Origin of the sequence: Acinetobacter sp. 22301 (assembly GCF_052045285.1) — a bacterium.
GTDB classification, from domain to species: domain Bacteria; phylum Pseudomonadota; class Gammaproteobacteria; order Pseudomonadales; family Moraxellaceae; genus Acinetobacter; species Acinetobacter pittii.
Window position 1 is genome coordinate 110,333 of record NZ_JBQEOR010000008.1, and the last position, 24,402, is coordinate 134,734.

At 37.4% G+C, this 24,402-nt stretch carries 21 protein-coding genes; 1 reads left to right on the forward strand and 20 read right to left on the reverse strand.

Annotation, left to right across the window (positions count from 1 at the left end; all coding sequences use genetic code 11):
• Nucleotides 1-121: 121 nt before the first annotated feature.
• From ACTJJH_RS13110 to ACTJJH_RS13120, 3 genes are read right to left on the reverse strand one after another with little or no spacing between them, the layout of a single operon-like run.
• The gene (locus tag ACTJJH_RS13110; protein WP_440601254.1) at nt 122-1,303 is read right to left on the reverse strand and encodes a cyanate transporter; all 1,182 of its coding nucleotides are present in this window, start codon (nt 1,301-1,303) and stop codon (nt 122-124) included.
• A complete protein-coding gene (locus tag ACTJJH_RS13115; protein WP_440601255.1) occupies nt 1,303-1,785 on the reverse strand; it encodes a nucleoside deaminase in 483 nt (160 codons plus the stop codon). Before ACTJJH_RS13115 ends, ACTJJH_RS13110 begins: the two co-directional genes overlap by 1 nt.
• A 16-nt stretch (nt 1,786-1,801) precedes the next feature.
• A complete protein-coding gene (locus ACTJJH_RS13120; RefSeq protein WP_440601256.1) occupies nt 1,802-2,470 on the reverse strand; it encodes an ankyrin repeat domain-containing protein in 669 nt (222 codons plus the stop codon).
• Between the two features lie 147 nt (nt 2,471-2,617).
• Between ACTJJH_RS13120 and ACTJJH_RS13125 the strand changes: the two genes are divergently transcribed.
• Nucleotides 2,618-3,475: a LysR family transcriptional regulator gene (locus tag ACTJJH_RS13125; protein WP_440601257.1), complete on the forward strand. Its 858-nt coding sequence runs from the start codon at nt 2,618-2,620 to the stop codon at nt 3,473-3,475.
• Here the strand turns inward: ACTJJH_RS13125 and ACTJJH_RS13130 are convergent.
• From ACTJJH_RS13130 to tssB, 17 genes are all read right to left on the reverse strand, one after another.
• A complete protein-coding gene (locus ACTJJH_RS13130; protein WP_032003326.1) occupies nt 3,472-4,425 on the reverse strand; it encodes a M15 family metallopeptidase in 954 nt (317 codons plus the stop codon). The genes ACTJJH_RS13125 and ACTJJH_RS13130 overlap by 4 nt on opposite strands.
• A gap of 7 nt (nt 4,426-4,432) precedes the next feature.
• On the reverse strand, nt 4,433-5,056 hold the full coding sequence (locus tag ACTJJH_RS13135; protein ID WP_440601258.1) for a hypothetical protein: 624 nt from the start codon (nt 5,054-5,056) through the stop codon (nt 4,433-4,435).
• Nucleotides 5,057-5,068: 12 nt separating this feature from the next.
• A complete protein-coding gene (icmH, locus tag ACTJJH_RS13140; protein WP_017481495.1) occupies nt 5,069-5,875 on the reverse strand; it encodes a type IVB secretion system protein IcmH/DotU in 807 nt (268 codons plus the stop codon).
• Between the two features lie 17 nt (nt 5,876-5,892).
• Complete coding sequence (tssK, locus tag ACTJJH_RS13145) at nt 5,893-7,257, reverse strand: type VI secretion system baseplate subunit TssK (RefSeq protein ID WP_005076735.1); 1,365 nt, start codon at nt 7,255-7,257, stop codon at nt 5,893-5,895.
• A 16-nt stretch (nt 7,258-7,273) separates the two neighbouring features.
• Entirely contained in the window at nt 7,274-8,368 is a 1,095-nt protein-coding gene (gene tssA, locus ACTJJH_RS13150; protein WP_017481494.1) for a type VI secretion system protein TssA, read from the reverse strand.
• Between the two features lie 22 nt (nt 8,369-8,390).
• On the reverse strand, nt 8,391-11,072 hold the full coding sequence (tssH, locus tag ACTJJH_RS13155) for a type VI secretion system ATPase TssH (RefSeq protein ID WP_440601259.1): 2,682 nt from the start codon (nt 11,070-11,072) through the stop codon (nt 8,391-8,393).
• Between the two features lie 148 nt (nt 11,073-11,220).
• Complete coding sequence (locus ACTJJH_RS13160; protein ID WP_004793184.1) at nt 11,221-11,484, reverse strand: PAAR domain-containing protein; 264 nt, start codon at nt 11,482-11,484, stop codon at nt 11,221-11,223.
• A 16-nt stretch (nt 11,485-11,500) separates the two neighbouring features.
• Nucleotides 11,501-12,268 carry an OmpA family protein gene (locus ACTJJH_RS13165; RefSeq protein ID WP_017402891.1) on the reverse strand — a complete coding sequence of 256 codons (768 nt, stop codon included), beginning with the start codon at nt 12,266-12,268 and terminating at the stop codon, nt 11,501-11,503.
• 2 nt (nt 12,269-12,270) lie between these two features.
• Nucleotides 12,271-13,230, reverse strand: a complete 960-nt coding sequence (tagF, locus tag ACTJJH_RS13170; protein ID WP_014206363.1) for a type VI secretion system-associated protein TagF — start codon at nt 13,228-13,230, stop codon at nt 12,271-12,273.
• Between the two features lie 37 nt (nt 13,231-13,267).
• Entirely contained in the window at nt 13,268-17,089 is a 3,822-nt protein-coding gene (gene tssM, locus ACTJJH_RS13175; RefSeq protein WP_440601260.1) for a type VI secretion system membrane subunit TssM, read from the reverse strand.
• A 30-nt stretch (nt 17,090-17,119) separates the two neighbouring features.
• Nucleotides 17,120-18,529, reverse strand: a complete 1,410-nt coding sequence (locus ACTJJH_RS13180) for a hypothetical protein (protein ID WP_262439731.1) — start codon at nt 18,527-18,529, stop codon at nt 17,120-17,122.
• Nucleotides 18,526-19,524, reverse strand: coding sequence for a type VI secretion system baseplate subunit TssG (tssG, locus tag ACTJJH_RS13185; protein ID WP_032003317.1), 999 nt, complete (start codon nt 19,522-19,524; stop codon nt 18,526-18,528). The genes ACTJJH_RS13180 and tssG overlap by 4 nt, the downstream gene beginning before the upstream one ends.
• Nucleotides 19,488-21,299 (reverse strand): type VI secretion system baseplate subunit TssF, encoded by a 1,812-nt coding sequence (gene tssF / locus ACTJJH_RS13190; RefSeq protein ID WP_440601261.1) that lies wholly within the window; start codon nt 21,297-21,299, stop codon nt 19,488-19,490. Before tssF ends, tssG begins: the two co-directional genes overlap by 37 nt.
• Before the next feature lie 16 nt (nt 21,300-21,315).
• Complete coding sequence (gene tssE / locus ACTJJH_RS13195) at nt 21,316-21,792, reverse strand: type VI secretion system baseplate subunit TssE (RefSeq protein ID WP_002048404.1); 477 nt, start codon at nt 21,790-21,792, stop codon at nt 21,316-21,318.
• Between the two features lie 78 nt (nt 21,793-21,870).
• Complete coding sequence (locus ACTJJH_RS13200; protein WP_000653195.1) at nt 21,871-22,374, reverse strand: Hcp family type VI secretion system effector; 504 nt, start codon at nt 22,372-22,374, stop codon at nt 21,871-21,873.
• Nucleotides 22,375-22,423: 49 nt separating this feature from the next.
• Nucleotides 22,424-23,905 (reverse strand): type VI secretion system contractile sheath large subunit, encoded by a 1,482-nt coding sequence (tssC, locus tag ACTJJH_RS13205; RefSeq protein WP_262729724.1) that lies wholly within the window; start codon nt 23,903-23,905, stop codon nt 22,424-22,426.
• Nucleotides 23,898-24,401: a type VI secretion system contractile sheath small subunit gene (tssB, locus tag ACTJJH_RS13210; protein ID WP_005041656.1), complete on the reverse strand. Its 504-nt coding sequence runs from the start codon at nt 24,399-24,401 to the stop codon at nt 23,898-23,900. The genes tssC and tssB overlap by 8 nt, the downstream gene beginning before the upstream one ends.
• Between the last annotated feature and the right edge of the window lies 1 nt (nt 24,402).

Below are 24,402 nucleotides of genomic sequence, written 5' to 3' on the forward strand. Positions count from 1 at the left end.
AATATTGTTGTATTCATTTAAAAGAGGAAATTTTCAGTTCTATCCTATCACTATTTCCTCATTTGCTTGTGATTATAGGAGTAGCAATTCTTAAAAAATGAATCTCGGCTAACTCAACGTTTTACAGACTTACTTTAAAATAACTTTTGGGATTCAATCTAATTACTAAAACAACTACTAATATCACACTGGCTAAATGGAAAAGCCATCCTGCTTTGTAAGCCCCCGTAAGATCATGCAAAATTGCAATAATCCACGGCGGGATTGCTGCCAGTAAAAAACCACCACCCTGCATCAATGCAGATAAAGCCCCTGCATGAATCGGATCATCAAAATGGTCTAATGCAACGATAAGCGTTAACGCAAAACATCCTCCCAAACCTACGCCCAAACAAATTGCCCAAAGTATAGAGGCAAAATCAGGCATAAAAGCCATTCCAGAGAAACCGACTAGCTGCATTGCTAACGTAAACCATAACCATGGACGTCGATCTTTATATTTCCTAGCTAAAACAGGCAAAATGAGCGCTGAAGTTGCTTGGCTCAGGGCCAGCAAAGCGAGTAATTTTCCACTTTGTGCTGCACTCCAACCCTGATCTTGAAAAGAAGGTGCCAACCACGCTACTACTGACGAGTAGCCACCATTTACAAGTCCAAAGCACATCATTAATAACCATGTTCGAGGTTGATTTAATAACTTGCGTACAGGCGCATGATGAATGGATGAGCCAAATTTTGTTGGTAAAAAGACAAGCGCCAATATAAATGCAAATAAAGCTGGAACTGCAAAAAAAGCCAGTCCAACAAACCATAAACCCGTTATATTTGAAATTATGGGAGCTAACCATGCACCTAGTGCTCCTCCTCCCATGAGCATAGCCGAATAAAGTCCCATCATCGGCCCAATATATTGGCTAAATTCTCGTTTAATCATGCCGGGAAAAGCCGCTTGTATCATCGCAACTCCGAATCCAATTAATATTGCACTAAGAATTAATCCTTCGGATGTAGGCAATAAAAATCGGACAGCACATCCTCCACAAATGGCCAGCAATGCACCAAGAATAGCTTTTCGTTCGCCGACATAGTTCTGCAATATTGGGCCAACAAATGCAATGACTCCCATAAGCATCATCGGTAGCAAAGTAAGTAGTGCTATCCCTTGTAAGCTTAAACCAGTGGCTGTTCGAATATTGGCAATCAATGGTCCAATACTTGTGATAAATGGTCTTAAATTAAGGCCCACCAAAGCTACCGTTACAACAAGCATGGGATGAGTCAAAAAAACTCCAGACTGCTTCATTATTTTGAGCCTGAATAATTGGCTTGATAATTCTTCCAATGCGCATAAAGATCAGTGCGGTTTTCAACTCTGATCGGTATATATTGAATTTTCATTGATTGCTCAGCAAACGGCTTGGCAAGCTCAATATATATTTCGGCTGTAGACAGACCAAATGGTGTTCCGTCTTCATTAGAATAAGCATAGCTCACCGACTTTATACCAGCTAAACGCATCGCAGCCATACACATTGGGCATGGATGGCCACTTGCATACACAGAGCAGCCTTCTAAATTGGCAGATCCTAAAACTTGGCTGGCTGCACGAATCGCCAGTAATTCAGCATGTGCGGTTGGGTCATTCGTTACCAGAATCTGATTTACGCCTGAAGCAATAATTTCTCCATTTTTTACAACCACAGCACCAAATGGCCTGCCACCTTTTTCGATATTGTTATAGGCAAGCTCAATCGCCTTACGTAAAAACTGTTCACCTTTTTCCATCACATACTCTCACTTTCTATTTTGCACCAGCTGCAAGAAGTCTTTTTTCAATTTCGAGGTATCCTCGTGACCGCGCATGTTCTAAGGGAGTTATCCCGTCTTTATCTGCCAAGTTCGGATCAGCACCTGCTTTCAATAAAAGCTCTACAATATGTTGATATTTAGGTTCTCCATTTCCCAAAATGATGGCCTCAAGTAATGCTGTCCAACCCAAATTATTCACATGATTAACATCTACACCGGCCGCAATTAATGTACGGACTGTTTCAACATGGCCTCGTTCCGCTGCTGGAATGAGCGCAGTTCCACCGTAACGGTTAATACTTTTTAAATCGGCACCATGCATGAGTATCATTCTTAGAATTTTTAAATATCCCTGTGCACCAGCATATAAATATGGACTGTCTTGAATATTGTCTTTTGCATTTACATCGGCACCAGCCTCTATCAGCATATGAGCAGCATGTACATTATTTGCTCTTGTAGCGACCATCAAAGCAGTCGAACCAGTTTCATCTCGCTCATCAATTAAAGCTTTTTGAGATAAAATCCGTTTGATAGATTGTGTGTCATTATTTATCACTGCCTGATGTAAAGGATACTCACCCATTGCATTCGTCATATTTGTAAAACCCGACGCCCCTAATGCGACAATCAGATTCATCCATATTAGTGACTTACGCATGGTGGCCTCCCAATAGAAATTTTTGGCTAAACATTTTATAAATAGAATAAAGATCACCAAAAGTATTTGGAAATTAAATTATTTAATCGATAGTATTAAGATTATAAATACTTATCTTATTGGCTTTTTAGTGTGGCGATACCTAATATGTTTGATCCTCGCCTTTTACGTGCTTTCGTCACTATTTTTGAAACGGGTAGTTTTACCGCAGCTGCCGAACGATTACACCTGACTCAATCAACAGTTAGTCAGCAGTTAGCACGACTTGAAGAATCTGTCGGTCATGCCCTTATAGATCGGACAGCAAGACCTTTCAAATTGACGGCATCTGGAGAATATCTAATTGGTTATGCGCAAAGGATTTTGACTCTCCAACAAGAAGCTGAAGCGCTACTTAAAGATCCAGCAGGAAGTATTCCCATTCGTATTGGTTTACCAGAAGATATGATGAGCCAAGCAATGGCCGAAGTTTTTGGTATATTTGCCAAAGAGCATCGTTCCATTCGTTTAGACGTAACCTCTGGCTTGAGTCGCAACTTAACAGAACGTTATCGGAATGGTGAGTTCGATATTATTATTGTCAAAGAACCTGCGGCCAGTGCTGATCACCACGCTACATTCCCAGAAGAAATGGCATGGTTTGAAAGTGAGAATTCAACAACTGCATGGTCTGATCCCATAAGTTTAGTGACCTTTCCTCAAGGCGGACTTTATCGGGATGAGATGTTCGCAACCTTAGAGCGCGAACGGCGACGTTGGTATATTGCCTTTACGGGTAGTAGCCTAGAAAGCGTGTTAGTCAGTGTTGAAACAGGATTAGGATTATCTTTATTGCCTGTAGCTACGACCAATGGCCGGAGAGTACGTAGATATGATGCATTAGGAGCTGTGCCGCCTATGGCCGTTTCAATTTACACATGGGAAAAAGCTGGGATAATTTCCCAGCTTGTAGATAAAATGACGACTGTTTTACAAGAACGTTTTCAATCCTCAATCAATATTTAACTTATATCATTCGAACTTTCAGCAATCAGTTTTTCTGCCATTTCTTGAGTTTTTCTTAAGCCTGGCATACGGAACTCGGTATGCCCATAATCTTGGATAGATTTCCAACGTCCACCCCAAGTTAAGCCAACCGATTCAGCGACTTGCCCATATAACCGATAGCCTTGCATTGCCCATGGATCTCGCTCAGAAATAACCACTTTTCCATTTCGCTTAAATGCTACATCAGCAGCTAAACCAAATTGGTGATAGCTTTGATACCCTCTCGCTCTAGTCGTATTTGGATTGCCCGCCAACATATTCTGACGTGCTGGGCTACGATAGCCTTCTAATAGAACCAACTCATAACCATACTGTTCTTTCATGATTTTAAAGACCATGAGTAAACGCTGTTTATATCGTGGGTTCATTTTGTCCCATTTACGATCAACTAAATTTGTGTCCAGAATAGCTCGACCATCGAAACTGGCGTTATCAATCGGTGAAGAATTAATAGCTCCACTATTTTGAGACGAATATTGCTGCTCTAACTGCGTCGCCTCAACAATTGCGGCTTCAATTAGGCTTTCATCTACTTCTGGCGGTGGCGATAATATTTCACCATTTAAAAGTGCATAGATTTGAGGATCTGTTTTTTTCAGATATTCAGCTTCAATTCGGGTTGAACTAATCGGACGAGTAAAAGCAAAAACTAATATACTGGCAAACAAGAAAAAGCCTGCAATTACAATCCACCATTGCTGTAAATGCCAATGAGATTGTAATTTTTCAGGAGCAGCTGCCTGATTCATGGTTTGAGCAAATTGTTTAACCTGATTAAGCTGTTTACGCCCTTGGGGCAGTAATGACAAAACAAAATCTTTGCTTCTACTCCTGAGTTCATAAGACATTAAAAACGCTAAACCAATTGCCAAACATGTAAAGCAAAAGAATATGAGAAAGATCATCATCAGTTCATTAATTCACGGCAAAAGGACTTCGTGTAATTTTAATATCTACCGATGCCTTAGGCGGCTCAACCTCAGGTTCTGGTTCAGCTGGAGCTTTACTCTCAACTACGGGTTTAGCCTGCGCCACTTGTTGCTGCTGCGGCTTACTCACAGGTTTTTGCTGAGCTGGCTGTATTTTGGGTTGAGCCGCTTTAGCTACACTCGTCTGTAGTTGAGGCACAACCTGAACTTTCTTTTCACCTGTTAGCTGTTCATCAAATGGTGAAACTCGTTGTTCATTCGTAGCAACAGGTTTATGTGGAACAGGTTTAAAAATATTGCTTAACTCATTATCTTTTGGCTGTTCAAAGCCATCACGACTCATTGAATCCGTCTCGTTGTCTTGACTTACAGCAATCTGATTTTGTTCATCTGAAGAATGTACAACATCTTGATTTAAAACTTGCTCTTCCGTTGATTTACTCTCAATTGCTGTTGATTCTGGCGAATTCGGTTGAGACAAGAACAGGAATAGCGAGATGCTGACAAACACCCCTGCAATCACACCAATCACAATATAAAGTACTGGTGATTTCGGCTTTTTTTTATTCGATTGTAAAACTCGAATAGAAGTTGGTTTTTCCTGAGCCATTTCGTTCCATCATCAAGGTAAATAAACTGTAATATGTGCTTGCTCTTGAGGAGCAGAAATCACATTTTGATAGTTAGATAATGCTTTATCATTTTGATTGTTCAGCATAAATCTTAAACCCGCAAAGGTAAGTAATGCAAAAATCAATAAAAAGATCAAAATCCAAAAGAAAGGTACTTCGCGATGAATAATATTTCGTATTTGATCGGGAATTGCCGAGAACGGCGAAAACGCAACTTTTTTCCCTTTTAAATAGTCAATTTCATCACCCACTCTTGATACTAGGTGGTTGAGACTTTCAATAGATTCAATTCGGTACTTACCCTGAAAACCGAGCAAAAGGCAGTAATGAAATACCTCTAACGCAGCTAGACGTTCTTTTCCACGACTTCGCAATTGCTCCAAAATTTCAAAGAAACGATACCCAGCTAACTGAGAACCAAACAAGCTCAATTGCAATGGGCTAATTAACCAAGCATTTTGTAAATTAAAATAGCTTGGGTCTTGTTGCGTTACGATAGTTTCATCAATCAAAGCACAAAATGCATATTTAGCATCATGAATATCATCAGCTGAAAATTGCAACTTTTTAGCTTGCTGCTCAAATTGATTGAGTAAATTTAAGATTTTTTCACGAAACTGCTGAGCGTCTGCCGGCACATACTGATTTCGAATCAAAAAAACCAAATAAAAGCCATCATGCAATAAATCAATAAGATTGATTGCCTGTAGCTTTGCCTGAGACTGGCTATTATTGTTCCCACCCGTTCCAATTTGCCCATCGTCAAATAAAGAAGGAGCACCAGTGGATTGTGACATTTTTCTCTCCTTTACCCTTAAGCGTTCATAACAGCAATCAGTTCAATACTGATATCTTGGAAGCCAGCCGGAACATAAATACAAATCGTCTCTGAATCTAACATGCGCTGGTATAATTCATGATGCGGTTCAACTTCAAAATAGCTCACACCAGAACGTACTGGGATCGCTGTTGGAACCTGAATCAAGTGATGCAATGGAATTGCAGGTAATGCAGCAACTACACGTTGCTCTACATCTAAAGTGCTACCAATCTTGAATCGTAAAGGTACGATCTGGATCAACTCATGTGTCTGCATTGCACTACTTGATACTGCAATATAAAGTCGAGTATCTCGAGTAATCTTATCGGTCTCAAGACTTCCCACCCAATATGAAGGGCGGATTTCTTTAAGTGCAATACTGATGTAACGACTCGAAATAATCGTATCGAGTAAATCACGTAGAATCGTGTCTAACTGCGAAAAACTTTCTTGTAAATTATGGTGTTTATAGGCAGGCAACTGATCAACATCATAAGCCGTCGAGAAGGTTAATAAAGAACCTGCTAAACGTAACAATTCGAAGAACAAACGTTCTGGATGGATTTGTGGATATTGCACAAAATGATTCAGGCCAGCATGAGCTGTGTTTAAGGCATTTACTAACCAGAATGAAACGATATCACCTGAACGGAATTCAATTAACTTCTGTTCATTTTCTCGGTTATTGGTTTGAATCGTCTTAATTTTTGCCTTAATCACATTCAGTGTTCTTTTTAAGTTTGAAATGAGTGATTCAGAGGCATCCACGTGTAAAATTGGCGGAATAAACTTCCGATCAATTTCAAAAGCGCCAGAGCTTTGTCGCTTAATCTTTCCAATCGGCAGATATAAGAAACCATCTAGATTATGGTCTGGATTACTATGTACATCTAATAATTTAAAAACAGCACGTCGGCGTAGCAAACTAATATCTGCTTCTGTAGCATTAGTAAACAAATCATGCGTTTCAACAAGGTGAGATTGATATCTACCCTTCTGCGCTTGGTTTTGATCAATTAGATTTTGCTTATTTGCTTGTAAAAGCGGCAATGCTAAATAGATTAGCATCTCACCACGTAAATTAAGATCATCTAATAAAATTGGTTCAGGCAATAGATCATATGCCGGTGCCTGATAAATTTCACCGTCTTGCCAGATCATCTCTACAGACTCAAGAGCAAGAATATGTGTACTCAATTGAGCTTCATCGAAACTTAGCTTCTGAATACCATATGAAAAAGGTACAACTGCGCGAACCGTATGATTTAGGCGTTGTTCATGATACGTATCTTGAATTTGGAAATGTTGAGGTCTTAAAAATAAACCTTCGCCCCACAGGACTTTTTCAGCTTTAAACATATGTCTTTACCAATCTTTATTCATATTCATTTTTAGGCTGCACACCTAACATTTCCTGAACCATTTGTAATGGATGCTCATCTTTAATAACTTGCGCTAACCACTCGTGTAATGGCATTTGACTCCATTTAATCGTTTTTTGAAGCATATAGCTCACAGGACTATGAGGTTCATTTGCTTGGAAGTAATCTGCGATCTCTTGCAATACTTTCATTGCTTGTTCACGGTTAGCCAAGTGCGTTTGTGCTTGAGGCTGAAAAGCTGGCTGATCTGAAACAACTTGTACAGGCCCTTGATTTTCCATAGATGAACTCGTGATAACAGTAGCCTGTTCTTGGATTGGCGTAAGCCCAGTACCAAAAGCTTCTGCTTTATAAATCTTACGTAATGTGCTGTGAATGGTCTCAAATGCCGAATCAATAGCAGCAAAACTCGGCGAATCTAATCCCATTAAATGATCAAGAGTCTGTTTTAAAACATCCCACTCGGTTAAGACTGAACTAAAATCTTGATAATTAGAATATTGAAAAGTTTTAGAAGTATTAAAAATGGCTTGGTCGAATTGTTCTAATTCAGATGGTCCTGACTGGCTGTCATACTCTTCAGTTTGTTTACGGCGAACATTTTCGTGATATAGAAAATTATCGTAATCAAGCAAATTATAATAAGGAGCTGTATTGGTTAAAGAAACTTTCTTTAACAACATCGGAAGCTGATTAATTAAACCCTGTAATAAACCAATGCGTTGATCTAAGTCATCATCTTCAATAACAGGGTGAATTTCCTGCCAGTATTGATTCAGCATGGTATGGCTTAAAGTTAAACCTTTAGCCATACCTTCAAAACCATAAAGATGAGTCCAAGCCTCTAAGAGCCAAGTTAATAGACGAATATCTTTCGTTTTATCTTTTAGCAAAACACTCGTGTTCTTTGCTACAAAGTCCCAATCGGCTTGTTTGCGCTCAGCAACCCAATCACCTTGATCTAGTAATAAATCATCTTGTGTCTTGGCTTTTTTAATTTCATGAAATTCATTAGAAAACGAAAAGTCATCACCACAAGGCAAACTATCACTAATGGGTTCGAGTAGTTCAGAAATATCAATATTCATCTAATTTTAGCTCTATTCAATTTTAAACTTCTGACTTCAATTTTTTACTAGTCCTTTTTTTAGCAGCTTTTACAACTGGGTCTAGTACATATTGAATTTCGTTATCTTTAGCATCAATCATGATAATTTTAGGTAGTTTTTGCTCTGCTAAAGCCACCAAAATTTCTGTAGCTAATGCAGGTAACACTGTAGAATTTAAAATATTATCAACGTTGCGCGCACCACTATCGACTTCTGTACAACGGCTTAAGAGGAGCTCTACCAAATCATCAGAATACTGGACTTGTGTTCCGTATTGTTTCTCAATTCTTGCTGTGATTTTGCCTAACTTATGTTTAATAATTCGTACAAGTAGATCATCATGCAGTGGGAAATAAGGTACAACTCTCATTCGGCCTAAAAATGCAGGCTTAAATTGTTTATATAAACTTGGTTTTAAGTGCTCAATCAACTCTTCAGCTGTAGGCCACTCTTCTACAGGTCTATTTAAGCAAGCCTGCATAATGGCACTTGAACCAGCATTTGAAGTTAACAAAATAGTCGTGTTTTTAAAGTCAATTACTCGTCCTTCACCATCTTCTAAAGTACCTTTATCGAATACTTGATAGAACAGTTCCTGAACATCGCTATGAGCTTTTTCAATTTCATCAAGCAACACAACACTGTACGGGTTACGGCGTACAGCTTCTGTTAAAACCCCACCTTGGCCATATCCGACATATCCTGGAGGCGCACCTTTCAATGAAGATACCGTATGCGCTTCTTGATATTCAGACATATTAATAGTGATTAAATGCTGCTCACCACCATATAACTCATTTGCCAAAGTTAATGCAGTTTCAGTTTTACCTACACCACTCGGTCCCACTAAAAGAAATACACCTTGTGGCTTATTAGGATCTTCAAGTTTTGCTTTTGAAGTTTTAATGCCTTGAACTAATTGTGTGAGTGCATAATCTTGCCCCATTACACGCTCGCCCAATTTATCTTCAAGCGTTAATATCTGTTTAATTTCATCATTAACCATTTTTCCAACAGGAATACCTGTCCAATCAGAAATAATTTCATTAATGATTTGAGAGTTTACTCTTTCAAATACTAAGGGTTGCTGACCTTGAATATCAGCAAGATCTTTACGCCGTAGATTAATCTGATCGAAAGCTTCAGACTCATTAGCATGATTCTGTGCTTCTAACTCTTGAATTTTATGGACAAGTTCTAATTCTTTTTGCCACTGCTCTTCGGTTTCTTGGATCTCTTTTTGCAAAGATTCTAAATTAGCTTTTAAAGCTTCCAAGCGTTCATGATGAATTGGAATCTGACGATGTTCATTTTCTAAAATTTGCTGTTCAAGCTTTAAGTTATGTTCTTGGGCCTTTAACTGATCAAGCTTTACAGGTTGAGCATTTTGGGTCAACGCAACACGTGCTGCAGCCGTATCAAGCACACTAATTGCTTTATCTGGAAGTTGGCGTCCACTAATATATCGATGTGAAGAATGAACCGCAGTAACGATCGCCTCATCATCAATTTGCAATTTAAAATGCTGCTGCATGACAGGAATCATCGCACGCAACATATCTACCGCAACTTCTTCGGTCGGCTCTTCTACTTTTACAACCTGAAAACGTCGGCTCAATGCAGCATCTTTTTCAAAATATTGTTTATATTCTGCCCAAGTTGTCGCAGCAATCGTACGCAACTCACCACGTGCAAGTGCTGGTTTTAAAAGATTTGCAGCATCATTTTGCCCTGCTTGTCCACCTGCACCAATTAAAGTATGCGCTTCATCTATAAATAAAATAATAGGATGAGTAGAAGCTTGAACTTCTTGGATAACCTGTTTTAAACGATTTTCAAACTCGCCTTTAACACTTGCACCTGCTTGTAACAGCCCCATATCTAACACATGCAAATGAACATTTTTTAGGGCATTTGGTACTAAACCTTGAGCAATTTTTAAAGCCAAACCTTCCACTACAGCTGTTTTACCAACACCTGGCTCTCCGGTTAAGATCGGATTGTTTTGGCGTCTACGCATTAAAATATCGAGCATTAAGCGAATTTCATATTCACGGCCAATAACTGGATCTATACCGCCTTTTTTCGCTTTTTCAGTGAGATTAATCGTATATTGATCAAGTGCAGGTGTTTTAGCTACTTTGGTATTTGCTACAGTCGCCTCTGTTGAATCCACCTCATCAGGTGGTGTTTTTGTTTCATCTTGTTGTTCAACACTCTTCTCACAAATTTCAAGAAACTTGTGTTTCATTGAATCAATCGGTAAAAGGTCAAATAAACTCGAAGCTCTTGTTGCAATTTGATATAAATCAGGCGCAGTTAATAATGCAACTAATAAATGACCACTACGAATAACGGGATTTTGTTCAGCCGAAGCTAATAACCAAGCTTGTTCAAACAAACGAACAATAGATTTAGCAAAAATAGGAGTTCGGGTATTACCTTTTGGTAATTGAGAAATTGTTTCTTTTAAATCATCAGCTAAAGCTTCAGATGAAATTTTATATTTCTTTAATAAAATTTTTAAATCATTCTCTAAAGATTGATTAAGTAATTCTAAAAATAGATGCTCAATTTCAATTTCGTAATTTTGTTGAATAACACAAGCATTAGCCGATTTTTCCAAAGCAGTTCGTGCAACTGCAGAAAGTTTTGTAATTAAAATTTTTAAATTACTCATCATTACTCTCAATATTTTTAAATAATTTAATGCTTAAAATCATAATGCCTGTATATTAACAAAATTCAGCTTTATCAGACAAACTACTCATCATTTCAAGCGTTAATATGTTTTAGTAGATATTTATATCTATATAAAAATATCTCTATCCTTATCCTTGATTAACTAAACTCTGTTTTGGTAATAATTTACAGCCACATGATAATGAATCATTTACACGTGCTGCGGATTTTCCCATGACAAGCATATTTGGGTCTCCCGATACAATCGTAGAAACCGTTTTGTGTAACGGACAAGTAGCCTTATCTCCTACACAGGCAATTGCAATTCCATCAATTAAAAATGTACTGTTTCCTGAAATGACTTGCCCTCCACCAGTTGTTGGGCATCCAATCGTAATGTAAGGGCTAGCCATGTTCTTCTCCTTATATTTATAGAACAGTAAACTCAATCCGACGGTTTTTCTTTCTTCCTTCTGGAGAAGTGTTATCTGCAACTGGCTTAGATGAACCTAAACCTTCTGTAGATAAATGGTCGGCAGGAATACTCTTACTAATCAAATAGTTTTTAACTGCTAATGCGCGGTCTTGGCTAAGTTTTAAGTTTTTAGTCGCATCACCAGAACTATCAGTGTGACCAATAATTTTCACCTTCTTACCGCCAACTTTATTTAAAGCAATAGCCATCTCGTCAAGAATTTTTTGACCCGCATCAGTTAAAACCGCACTACCAGATTCAAATTCAATAATTCGATTTTTAAGTGCATCATCAATGATTTTCTGCTCAGCCTGATTGACTGATAACTGTGAATACAGTTGGTACGGTGGCTGCACTAATCCTTGAAAAGATTGAATTGTAGGCTGAATATCTGCTGGGTTCAGCATTTTTCCACTCAACTCAAACCGAGTACCATTTACGCTTAATTTGCCTTGTGAAACCTTTTTAAGATCAGGCGTAATCACTCGAGTTACCGAGTCACTCCAACCATTAGGAGCAGCTACGGGTCTCACTTGTATTTTATCTACAACCTGATCAGCACCATAAACAGATTGCATTTTTAATAAGATGGCCTGTTTACTCGCTTCGTTAGGAACCACACCTTCTACGACAATGGGCTGAGCTAAAGCATAGTTAGCAATTGCATAGATACAACAGCCTTTTATGAGCTGTGAAAGTTTACTTTGATATCGTTGATTCATTATTATTCACCCAAAAAAGTCTGTCTAAATAGTTTTAAACCTTGATTTAAACTTAGTTGGCGTTGGCATAATGATTGTTCTAGCGTAGCTAAACCAGCATTCTGCTCCAAATAAGTATCAATCCATTGTGCTTCTATTAAAGAAACCCAGTGTTTACTATCCATATTCTGAGTAAAAATATCGCTAAGGGCTAAAATATCAGCTCCTTGAAAACCGAAGAATAATACGGGTTGCTCTCGATGTAGCAAACCTATCAGCACCTCAGTATTATGTTCTTTTAAAAAACGGCAAATAATACTGACCCAAAATGCTGCTATTTCATAACTGTAAGCAGGATTGTTAATAGGTAAAATTAAAACTTTATTTAATCTACTGGTTCCATTTTGTAAAATTGGCTGTAGCAATAACCCCAAACCAATCATACTTTGAGCTAATTCATAAATACTTAACTTCATTAACTGTGCAAATGAGTGCATCGTATGATTTTCATAGAAACCTACACATTCACGTTCAGTTAAAACCTGAATTTGATTTTGTAAGTGACCTAATTTTCCAAGTAACAGATCTGAATCTTTAATTCCTTTTAAAGCACGATTGTTTTGAAATAAATCAACGAGTACATGTTTATAGCTATAGGGCGCATACAACAAATTATCATACGGTAAATCAATTTCTAATAAATGGCTCAGTACCATTGGAAAAGATCTACCTGAACTATCTTCACTTGCGAGAAGGTTCGCCGCTAAAAACATATTTTCTTTGGGATTCGCAATAAAGAAATCCAGTGAAGGTAATGTGTTATAAGCTTCTTTAAAGCTGCCTGATTGCATTGCATATTCCAATGCTTCAGTAATCCACTGATCAAGCAACTGTATTAGAGCATTCTGACCTTTTGTTTTTAAAAAGTCGCCTCGTGCAGGACTTTTGCCGTAATACAAAGGAGTTGTTTTTAATGTTTGCATTATTGCTCCTCCTTTCGCATAGAGGTTATTTTCCATGTCATGGTTTAACTCCCGCAGAAGGCTGAGCAAGTGCAGAAACAGGATTTTCAGTTCTTGCTGGAGCAGCTTGAGCTGGTGCTTGCTGAGCAGATACCACACGAGCAGCTTTATCAGCAGTCACTTTATCAACCAGTTGCATACCTGCATAACCACGGCTTGAACCGATACTGCCTGAATTACTGCTAATTAGACGGAAATTCATTTTTACAAATAATGATGGATCAGTTTTACTACGCCAAAGCATTTCAAATCCGCCATTTTGTTCCTTACGTTGAGCACTATCAATTAAACGGTTAATACCGTACTCACCTGGCTCATCAAAAATCGTGTGGGTTTGGCCTTGTAAATCTACAGCGGTAATACGAGCACCTGGAATACTGCCTTGGTTTGGCCAAATGAAGTTAACCCATTGCTGAACATCGTTTTCATAAGTCATACGCTGACCATCAATATCAACGGTATATGAAAGCAATTGTGGATTTGGAATTGGGTAAAACTGGAAGTTAGATTGGTTAGTCGCTGGAGCAGCTTGCGCTTGAGCATTCAACTCACCTGTCGCCATACCATTGGCTGGTGCAACATATCTTTGGAAATTCATAACGAATTGAGGATTTAAACTAATGCCTAAATCTTTCCAAGTTTTAGACGTTAACGTATAGCCACGACGAATCACAAATGGATCAAGACTTTCTTTTACAAAGCGAGAAATACTACCGTTCTCACCCAAGATTTGACCAATTTCACTACTTGTTGCTTGTAAAGAAGCTGATGAGTTAAATGGATATTTCTTAGCAAGATTTGCTGTAAATGGTTGATAGGCTTGCATTACCCATAATTTATTAATTTCGTCTTGTGTCGGTGTAATTAAACTCTCAAAAGCTTGCGTAAGTGGGCTAACTACTAATTTTTGCAGTAAACGCTGATCAATTTCATTGAAACCAACCGCCATTTTTTCATCTACAATTTTTTGAGTTTGGTTAAATACAGACGTTTGCTCATTAAGGGTTTGCTTGACTAATGTCATCGCATTAGGTCCAATTTCACCCGCATTTTTAAGCTCATTAAACTTACTACGAACGAGTGCTAAATTTGTCATATATTCATCAAGCAATGACTTACCTTGTTGATCATCACGTTTGCGAACCAACTGGTAGAACATTTGATATTCTTGAGAAATAGCACCTTGGGCATTGTTTGCCACTTGATTAGCAACTTGCTTGTCATCATGATTTAAAACTTTACGTTTAAACCATGCAATAAATCCTTTTTGTGGAGCTGCAAGCTCAGCTTGAACAACCGGATTATCCCAATTTGTTTCGACTGCAACTCTTTCAATTAATGTTCTAATTGGAGAGTTTTGCGGTTCACCTAAAACATCAATATTTTTTACTTGCTGAGCAAATTGGCCAGCTTTAGCATAGTGAATACCACTTAAGAATTTTCTCCATTCAGCAATGTATTCTTGCTTATAAAGCGCTGTTAGCTGCTTTCTAATTTGCTCTGGACTACCCGAGAAAGTTAAATCATCAGATTGTCGACTATTTAACACCCAGTCTTTACTGTCTGTTGGCTTATCTGCAGCTTCCTCAATTGCTTTTTCTACATAGTCATTCCAAGCTTTTTGGGTAAATACGCCTGGTAATGCATAACTACCCAATACAATATTTTTATTTGCCTCACCCACAATCTGACTTACAGTCAGTGCTGGGAAACGTACCGCAGCACGCATTTTTATTTCGTTATAAACACGATCACGCGCTGGCATCCCTCGAACAACAGAGAGCAGCACTTGACGAGTTTGATCAACAATTTGCGAATCTGCTTCTAAAACTGGGAATTGTTTATCATTTGCTAAGGTCATTGCATACGATAAGATCTGTTCAGCTTCTTGAATCATATCTGCACGCGGCATTTGGCCTTTATTTGCATCTAACCAAGAACGCCAGAAACGCGTAACCTGATCGCTTAGATGACTAGCATCCATATATTGCGGATTGCTCATCATTAAATAAGCTTTTAATGCATTATAAGCATCTTGAGGGTTGGTATCTGAAGGTTCCAAATATTGTTGAGATTGAGCAGTTTGCTTGATCTCAACATTCGTGTGGTTTGCTTTTAATGTTGCTTCATTATTTTTTACACGTTGCAAATATTGAGCAATATTTTGCTGTGTTGGTGTTAACACAATCTGCTTAACACCTTTTAAATATTCAGCTTTTAACTTTTCACGAAGCTCATTGCCCTGATATAAACCAAAACTAAACTTAAGTGGTCTATTTTCATCAAACTCATCTAACTGCTGTAAACGTCTTTGAAGAATCAGCAAAGCTTCTAATTGGGTAGACAGTTGCTGACCAGAGGCTCTTTCTAATTGAACGACTTTATTTAAATCTGCTTGAACTTCACCAATTAATTGCTGGTTATTACGATAAGACCAAACCCATACACCCAAAATAATTGAAACACCCGCTAAAGCACCAATAAATGCAATGTAACGTTGACGTTTTCTGCCCGTATTTACATGCTGCTTAACGAGATCTTTATCTTTTAAAATAACATCTGAAAATAGACCATTTAAGAAATAGCCATGGTTAGGAGTAATTTTTGAGTGGTCTTTTAAATCATTTTGAGCAATTTGAGTCAACTGGAATTCTTGTGCAATTTGTTCAGTCATTGGACTTTCAATTACACCTTCCTGCAAAGCACTGGTGAAGTAAAACCCACGGAAAACAGGTTGAAATTGATATGGGTTATCTTCAAAAAGTGTACCAATAAAGCTTTTTAAAGCTGGTTTTAGTGTTTTAAATTCTAATGGGAAAGTCATTACGCTTGGTGAGATATTTTGCGAATGACGGCGACTTAAATGAGTCGAACTTACCCCTTTTAGACCATCGTAAAGAATGGTGTAATGTTTTTCGAACAAATCTACTGCGTTATGAGAAGAATTTTGCTCATATGGAAGCGTTGCTCCCCAAGCTTGGTTATATTCTTGAGCTTCATAAAATTCAAAAAACTCAGTAAAACCTGCAATCAAATCCATCTTTGAAAAGACTAAATAAACAGGTACTACCACTTCTAAACGTTCAGTTAGATCTTGAATACGAGCACGTAAATTTTTAGCAAGCTTTAATGAATTTTCAGGACTTTGACTAATTAGCTCAGCAATACTAACAATTAGAATCAAACCATTAACTGGTGCTTTAGAACGGTTCTTTTTTAAAATATTTAAGAAACCTAACCACTCGGAATGATCTTCGCTATAAACAGAATAACGACCCGCTGTATCGAGCAAAATACCTTCTGTAGAGAAGAACCAGTCACAATTTCGAGTACCACTTAAGCCAGCTGATACCATTTTCTGATGCGTTTCTTCAAAAGGAAACTTTAAACCAGAGTTATAAATAGCTGAACTTTTACCTGCGGCTGGGTTACCAATAACCATATACCAAGGAAGCTCATATAATGCAGCATTGCCTTTTTTATCACCCAACTTAGATTTACGAATCAGTTGAATTGATTCTTTCATTTGTTGGCTAACTAGCTGAAGCTCTTCTTTATCTTTATTTTTGCCATATTCAGCTTGGTTATCTTTTTCGATTGCCTCAGCTAACTCTTCACCTTGAGCAGCATGCTTTCTTCGTTGAATAAGCCAATAGATACCATAAACAATAAGACCCAAAGCATAGGCAGTTGCTAAAGCCCAGAATATATGACGAGGAATTGAAGTATATGAAGACATCAATGCCACGAACAATGACAAGGCGATAATTGCTTTAGGATTCGTGATGTACTGCCACAAGTAGCCTAAAATTGTATGCATTCTATTCTCGTTCTAAGTCCAAAGTTTAAATTAGTTATTCAACACCATCGCATCATCTTCTGAGTTTTCAGTGATACTCTGCACAAACGTATGTGCTGACACCGTATTTTCTCCAAAGACAAAAGGAATGATATGTTCAGGGAAATGCATGCTCAGCATAAAGCCGTAAATATCAGCTAAATGTTGGGTATGCCCTAATGACGATTTCACATAAATATAGTGATGCGGTTCTACAGGCGTTTGAAGAAAGTGTTGCTGCAATTTCTTCGAAACTTTTACATCGGTTTGATCTGACAATATCAGTACATAAGGCTCATCACCTTCATGCTGAGGTAAATCATTAAATTCAAAATTATTAAAAAGCTTCGCTGTATCTTGTTGACCCACTACCACTTTCAGTGCTTTAGTCGGTTCTAATTCTTGAATTTTTAATAAAGGATCTGCGAGCAAACAGCTTGCTGCAAATTCAGCAGGAATATAATCTTTAATCATCCAAGATTTTTCATCAATTAGATCTTGATCAATTTCCGAATCAGCCACAACCAAAAAGAACATCTCATGCTCTCTTTTATGGATACCCTTTAATAAATGCATTAACTCTTGGTAAGCCAGTTGCTCTCCAAAAAAATGATATTCAATATGAAGCTTTTGAGCAGGAATACCAATTTCAGTAAAAAATTCTAAAATTAATTCATTACTGTGGTCATCATTCCAGATATGTAATAAATCCTCCGAAAGAAGGATGTGTAGATTTAAGCGATTTAAGCGATAAACTTCTACGATCGGCATTTCTACATCGTCATATTCAGACTCAGGATTTACCCATGCCGGATGCATATGATATTCAAGGGCTTGCTGCGACTCATAAAATAAAGTTGAACGCTTTAAATGCTCAGCTAGAAGATATAGATTTTCTATATTTTGTTCGAGTTGCTGTCTTATTAATGACATCATACGAACTTGTCGTGGAGATGAGTAATCACTCTCCTCATGATTCTCTTCATCAAAATCTTTAATACGGTAAGATAAAAGAGGTAATCCGTAAGAATTTAACAATTGATTATCCAGCTCTGGACTTTTAAAGTTTTGTAGCTGCTCAATAATGCTTTCGTTCTCACCAAAAGCATGTAAAGCAAAAGCAGAATAAATATTGAAATCTAGCTGTTCTAATGGTTGATCAGTTACCGCAGTTTGTTTTGAGTTAACGTCATCTTTATCTTGATTTATTGCTTGCTCTTTTTTGTCTTTATACGTTGTATAAGCGCTATAAATTAACCACGGTGATAAAATCACCAATGTAATTATTGCTGGTAAAACTAAGAAATAAAGGAAAAAATCTCCTTTATCAGGATTATATTGAACATCACGCCAGTAGAAAATAATAATTCCACTAACTACTGAAAAAATAGCAATGAATGAGAGTAATATTTTTTTAATCATATTGTCTCTCCAATAAGGCTATAGCAGGTTTCATGACTATGTACTTTAGGTTGTCGTGATATGAGAAAAGAACCCTGGCCTAACCCACTCTGATTCTTATGAGTGAGACAAATAGGTTGTATTTCTGATTCATCCAAGATAAGCCGTAAATCTATTGATAAAGTTGGACTACACCACGTTTCTACAAGTTTTTTAAGCTTTAAGCTTAACTCTTGATTTGGTAAGAAACTGAGATATTGCTGACGTTTTAATGGTCCAATTTGAATTTCAATTTTTCCATCAATTTGCTGAATGGTTTCCCCACAAAAAGTATTAACACCAAGTAGACTCGGCTGACTTCCACCTAAAGTTGTTAACTGATCACTCGCTAACTTAAAGGATTCTTGTACAAATTCTTTAATCGTAATTTCATGTTTAAAAATACATGACAGCATCGTTTTTAATGCATGAACTGTATTATTTTGCCCCTGCATTAATCCTGAGAATTCTGCAAAATATTCATCAAGATCAGCTTGTTGATGCTGCGAACGCACATAACCATTCAAAGCATGCAGAATATCTAAATAGTCATTTTTATGTTCTATCTCATATCTAATCGGCAGATTATAAGTAATACTAGAATCTACATATTGAGCGGTAAGCTTATGATTAAATAAACTTAGAAACTCTTTAGTTTCAGCTCGTTGCTGACGCGGAGCTTGCTTAATCTTATTCGTATACGTATAAGGTAAAGCACCTTGTATGCCCGTAAGACCAACAATTAAATTCGTGATATAGATCCGCTCGTCCGTTAATTCTAAATTTTCAATCTCTGTAGCAGGAAAATTTAAATTAAAGGATGTTTCAAACTTAAAATGATCACTCCAGGATGAACTAACTGTACGACTTGAATCGTGCCTTAATAGCCGTGTTGCTTGGATAAACTCAAAAGACTTTGGCTTTGTAAAGAGCTCAGCTGTTACAGAAGAGTCTTGCCACCAACGTTCTGACTGCATTGGTATAACTCCTGCTGAGATGAATAATCCTTAACAACCAAATCAACAAAACTATTAATTTGAACCTTTAAATTAAAAACACGACTTAATAACTGACTAAAAATGTATAGGCTATGGCCTCTAAATACGGATGAATCAATTTGTAACTCTGCCTTTACTCCTCTTACAAACATTGGAAATGGCTTTCCATCTACAAGTTTGTGAGTAAGTGAAAATTCCAGATGTTTGATTGATTCAATAATTAGATAATTTTCTTTTGATAAAGGTAAGTTATATAAAGCAAGTAACTCTTTAATATGAGATACCGCATCACCTTTCATTAAAGCTAAACTATTTAATGAAAGGTGTGAAATAACACGCCACTGCTCACTCTGGCTTTGACCAAATTGATAAGGTTTTGTAGGTCTTTTTAAAACAATAGCGCGGCGAGCCAGACTACTATCATTAAGGTTTAATATATTATTAGATTGCCCTAATGCTTCATGCGGTAAGTCACGATTTGAGCATAATAGTTTTGTGCTAATAAAATCCGAACGTGTTGACGAAGGATTTAAATTTTTAGAAATAATTGAATAACCCATTTCGACAAAATTGGGCTGCAGCTTTTGATAATTCACTGCATAGAAAAAACGTGCTGTGTCAGCATGATAATGACTCATGGCAAAAAAAGGCAGCACCGGAACATAGCTTTCTTCTTGACTCGTTTTTTCACGAACCATATTCATTTCAGTAATTGAATACACCTGATAAAACTCAGGATGATGAGCATCTGTAATCAGCGGATATTCTAATTGCTTATGTACAATTTTTTGTGGTTCAGCGTATTTTTCAAATAAATTAATAACTGGTGTAGTAAACAATTTAAAATTAGCGACATTTAATTCAGAATAATTTCGCACTACAGCTTGATCATTTAAATTTAATTTAAAATGTATAAGCAGTTCAAAATTATTATCTTCTAGAGATAAGCGCTTTAAAAAACCTAAATCGAGTTTTAGATAATTAAATTTTTCAGGAAAACAAAAATACTCCATCAGCAAACGATAAGCATGATGAGTATGCTGATCGAGTGGCAATAGACTTTCTTGCTCGGAAAAACCTGTTAACTCAAATGGATTTTTATCCAGTTCAACAATTTTCTGCCCTATTTTAATGGCAAAAGTTGTTCCCTTCTTAAAAATACTGTCTAGTACTTGAAGTGGAAAATTAGAAATTGCATCTAAATAAATAGGTAGTTTTTCATTTATTAAACATATATGAGCATGATTAAAAATTTCGAACTTAAAAGTTAAAGTCGCATTTTGACTTAAATGCATGTGTGCACTAGGTGTGCTTTTAAACTCTAGCGCTTGTAAATTTATAGGGAGTAATTTGACTTCTTGGGTAGTATTAAATTCACACTGCACCCCTTTAAAGCTACGTGACTTCAAGACTGTGTGAGCAGGAACAATATGCGCTTCTGTGAGCTGCTTTATTTTATTTATATCTTCAAAACTTATTACTGAACAAGCCGGAAAATGACGTAAGTATTGAGGGAACATCACCTCAAATAAAGAACGTGTAAATACGTCATAACTATCAGCAAGTTTCTTATCAATACGAGCAGAAATTAATGAAAATGCCTGTATAAGACGTTCGATATGCGGGTCATCAATCTGCTCTTGATTTAAAGATAAACGCTGAGCAATTTTCGGATATTTTTGAGCAAATTCACGAGATTGCTGACCAAATTCCTGTAGTTGTTTTTCGTAAAAAGGTAAAAGCTCTTCTATCACAACACACCCACTATGCCTAGGTTCTCGCTGAAATTACATATTGCTGCGTTGTCGGTTTTAACAATGCATCAAAAACGACAGGTTCATACAGTGGATGAATATTTAGATACGCCTGAATGCTTAAACACAATGCCCCCATATTGTGCCCATCCAACAACATCTCTACCCGTATTTGTCTTAAACGAGGTTCATGAGCTGCAATTGACTGTTCAATAGATTGGCAAATCTTGTCACGATCTAGCGGATTGGCTGTAGAAAGCCCCACAAAATCAATAATACCGAACTGAAGTATAGATTTTTTAACTAGCGGGTAATCATCAACTACATGATCCAATTTAGCGACTCGACTGTTAAGTAAGTCTTCTAAATCTTTTGCTACCGATTCTCTTAATTGCTGAATAGAAAGACCTTTTGCATAATCTTCACTTTCCGGAATTAAGCGGTCAAACAAAGTTGAACGAAATCCATATGGATAAAGCCGATCTAAATTCATTCGAGTTCACAACAAGCATGCTTAAAGACAGCAGAGGCTAACTTTAAGTCAGCCTCCACCAAATATTCACTTAAACAATTACGCTGCGTAAGAAGCAGTATTGTTAGAAAGTGACCATTTCTTAGTAACAGCACCTTTAGCAGTACCGTTAATATCTTGTTGATTGTAAGTCCATTCAACAGCTGCGTATTTCAAACCAAACGCTTCTGTTGGAACACCTTCTTCATTAACTGTTGGAGTTACACTAGAAACTAGAACATGCTTCAATTTGATTTGTAAGTACTTGATGCGCTTATCACCATTTGCACGGTAGAAGTCAATTTGTACTTCATCAAATGTATAACCAGCTGAACATGCTTCCCATAATTTCGGGCTAGTTGCATCTAGATCTTTAACAAAAACCATATCTGAATGTTCAACACGTTCAGCAGTATGACCACCAACACTACTTGAAGTAGCAGATTTAGGTTGACGAATGTTATGAGACCAAGAGTTAACTTCTAACCAGCCTTTGTGCTCAGAGTCACGAGACTCTCCATCAACTTTGTATTTACCGCGAAACTCAACGTATATATCTTTCATTTAGAACTTTCCTATTTGTAATTTAAAGTTATTCTTTCGCTGACCTTTATTAATTTGAGGACTGAGGTAACTCAGTGACAAGTCGTAAAGAAACTGACAACTCGTCCAGCTGGAAGTGTGGTCGCAAGAAAACCACAGATTTGTAGTGACCTGGTTGAGCAGGATCTTCTACAACTTTTACAGACGCTTCACGTAGAGGGTATTGAGCTTTTGCTTCTTGAGAAGCGCCATCGTCAAGTAATACATACTGTGACAACCACTCATTTAAGAATGCTTCAACATTTCCAGCAGAAGCAAAGCTACCCACTTTATCTCTCATCATTGCTTTTAAATAATGAGCAATGCGTGAAACAGCCATGATGTACTGAATTTGACTCGATAAAGCAGAGTTAGCATTTGCTGTATCATTGTCATATTTTTTAGGTTTTTGAGTTGATTGCGCGCCAAAGAAAGCAGCGTAATCAGTGTTTTTACAGTGAACTAAAGGAATAAAGCCTAAATCGCTTAATTCTTTTTCACGACGATCAGTGATTGCAATTTCTGTTGGGCATTTAAATACCACTTCACCATCTTGTGTTTTAAAAGTGTGTACAGGCAAGCCCTCGACTAAACCACCACCTTCAACACCACGAATTGCAGCACACCAACCATGCATATCAAATGCATTTGTTAAACGAGTACCGAAAGCATAAGCAGCATTCATCCACAAATATTCATTGTGGTTTGCGCCTGAAACATCTTCAGCAAAGTTGAAGCCTTCAGTAGCTGTTCCTTCCTTTGGATGATAAGGAAGACGACCAAGCACATGTGGCAATGTTAAAGCAACATAACGAGCATCTTCACTATCACGGAATGAACGCCATTGAACATATTCAGCTGTTTCAAAGATTTTTGAAACATCTCTAGGACGGTCAATATCAGTAAATGACTCTAGACCAAGAATGCTTGGGCTAGCGGCCGAAATAAATGGCGCATGAGCAGCTGCAGCAACATGCGAAATTTGCTCAAGCAAATACATGTCAGAAGGCGTACGGTCAAATTCAAAATCACCAATGAGCGCTGAATATGGTGCACCACCAAAAGATCCGTATTCTTCCTCATAGATTTTCTTAAACAAGGTGCTTTGATCAAAGTCCGTAGCACCTTGGAAATCTTTTACTAACTCTTTCTTAGTCGTATTCAACATACGAATTTTAATAAGAGGGTTAGATGGTGTCTCTTGACAGAAATAATAAAGACCACGCCAAGTTGACTCAATTTTTTGGAATTGCTCATTGTGCATGATCTGACTTAATTGACTTGAAATCAGTGCATCAATTTCTGCAATACGCTTATCAATTGATAAAGTCATATTTTCAGAAACTGTAATTGTGCCTGCCATTACTTCTTTAGCAAGCTCACCGATTAAGCTTTTTGCACGCGAATGTTCTTCTTCATTTCGGGCAATACGGCTTTCTTCAACAATCGAGTCTAAAAGTGTAACTTGTTCATTTTCAACAACTGGCATTGCTGCAGATTGAGTATTATTCATGATCAGCCTCCGCACTTAATTTACGAATCTGATCTGTATTTTTAAGAACTTCATCAAGTAAATCTTCTAAACGTTCACTGTTAGAAATTTTGTTTCTTAAGTCAGTTAAACGCTCACGAGCTTCCACAAGTTTCTTTAATGGATCAACCTGTTGAACCACATTTTCTGGACGAAAATCTTCCATTGACTTAAATGTTAAATCAACAGCGATCTTACCGCCCTCTTCTGTCAATGTATTATCTACTTGGAAAGCAGCTCTTGGAGACAATGACTCCATAACTTCATCAATATTATCTAAATCAACATTAATGAACTTTTTATCTTTTAATTTTGTACGCTCAAGCTCAGATGCAGCCGAAAAATCACCCATCACACCCACAACGAATGGTAGTTCTTTCGCTTCTTTTGCATCACCAATTTCGACATCATATGTAAGCTGAACACGTGGAGGTCGAATTCGCTGAAGCTTCTTTTGTACGCTCTCTCTCTTAGCCATA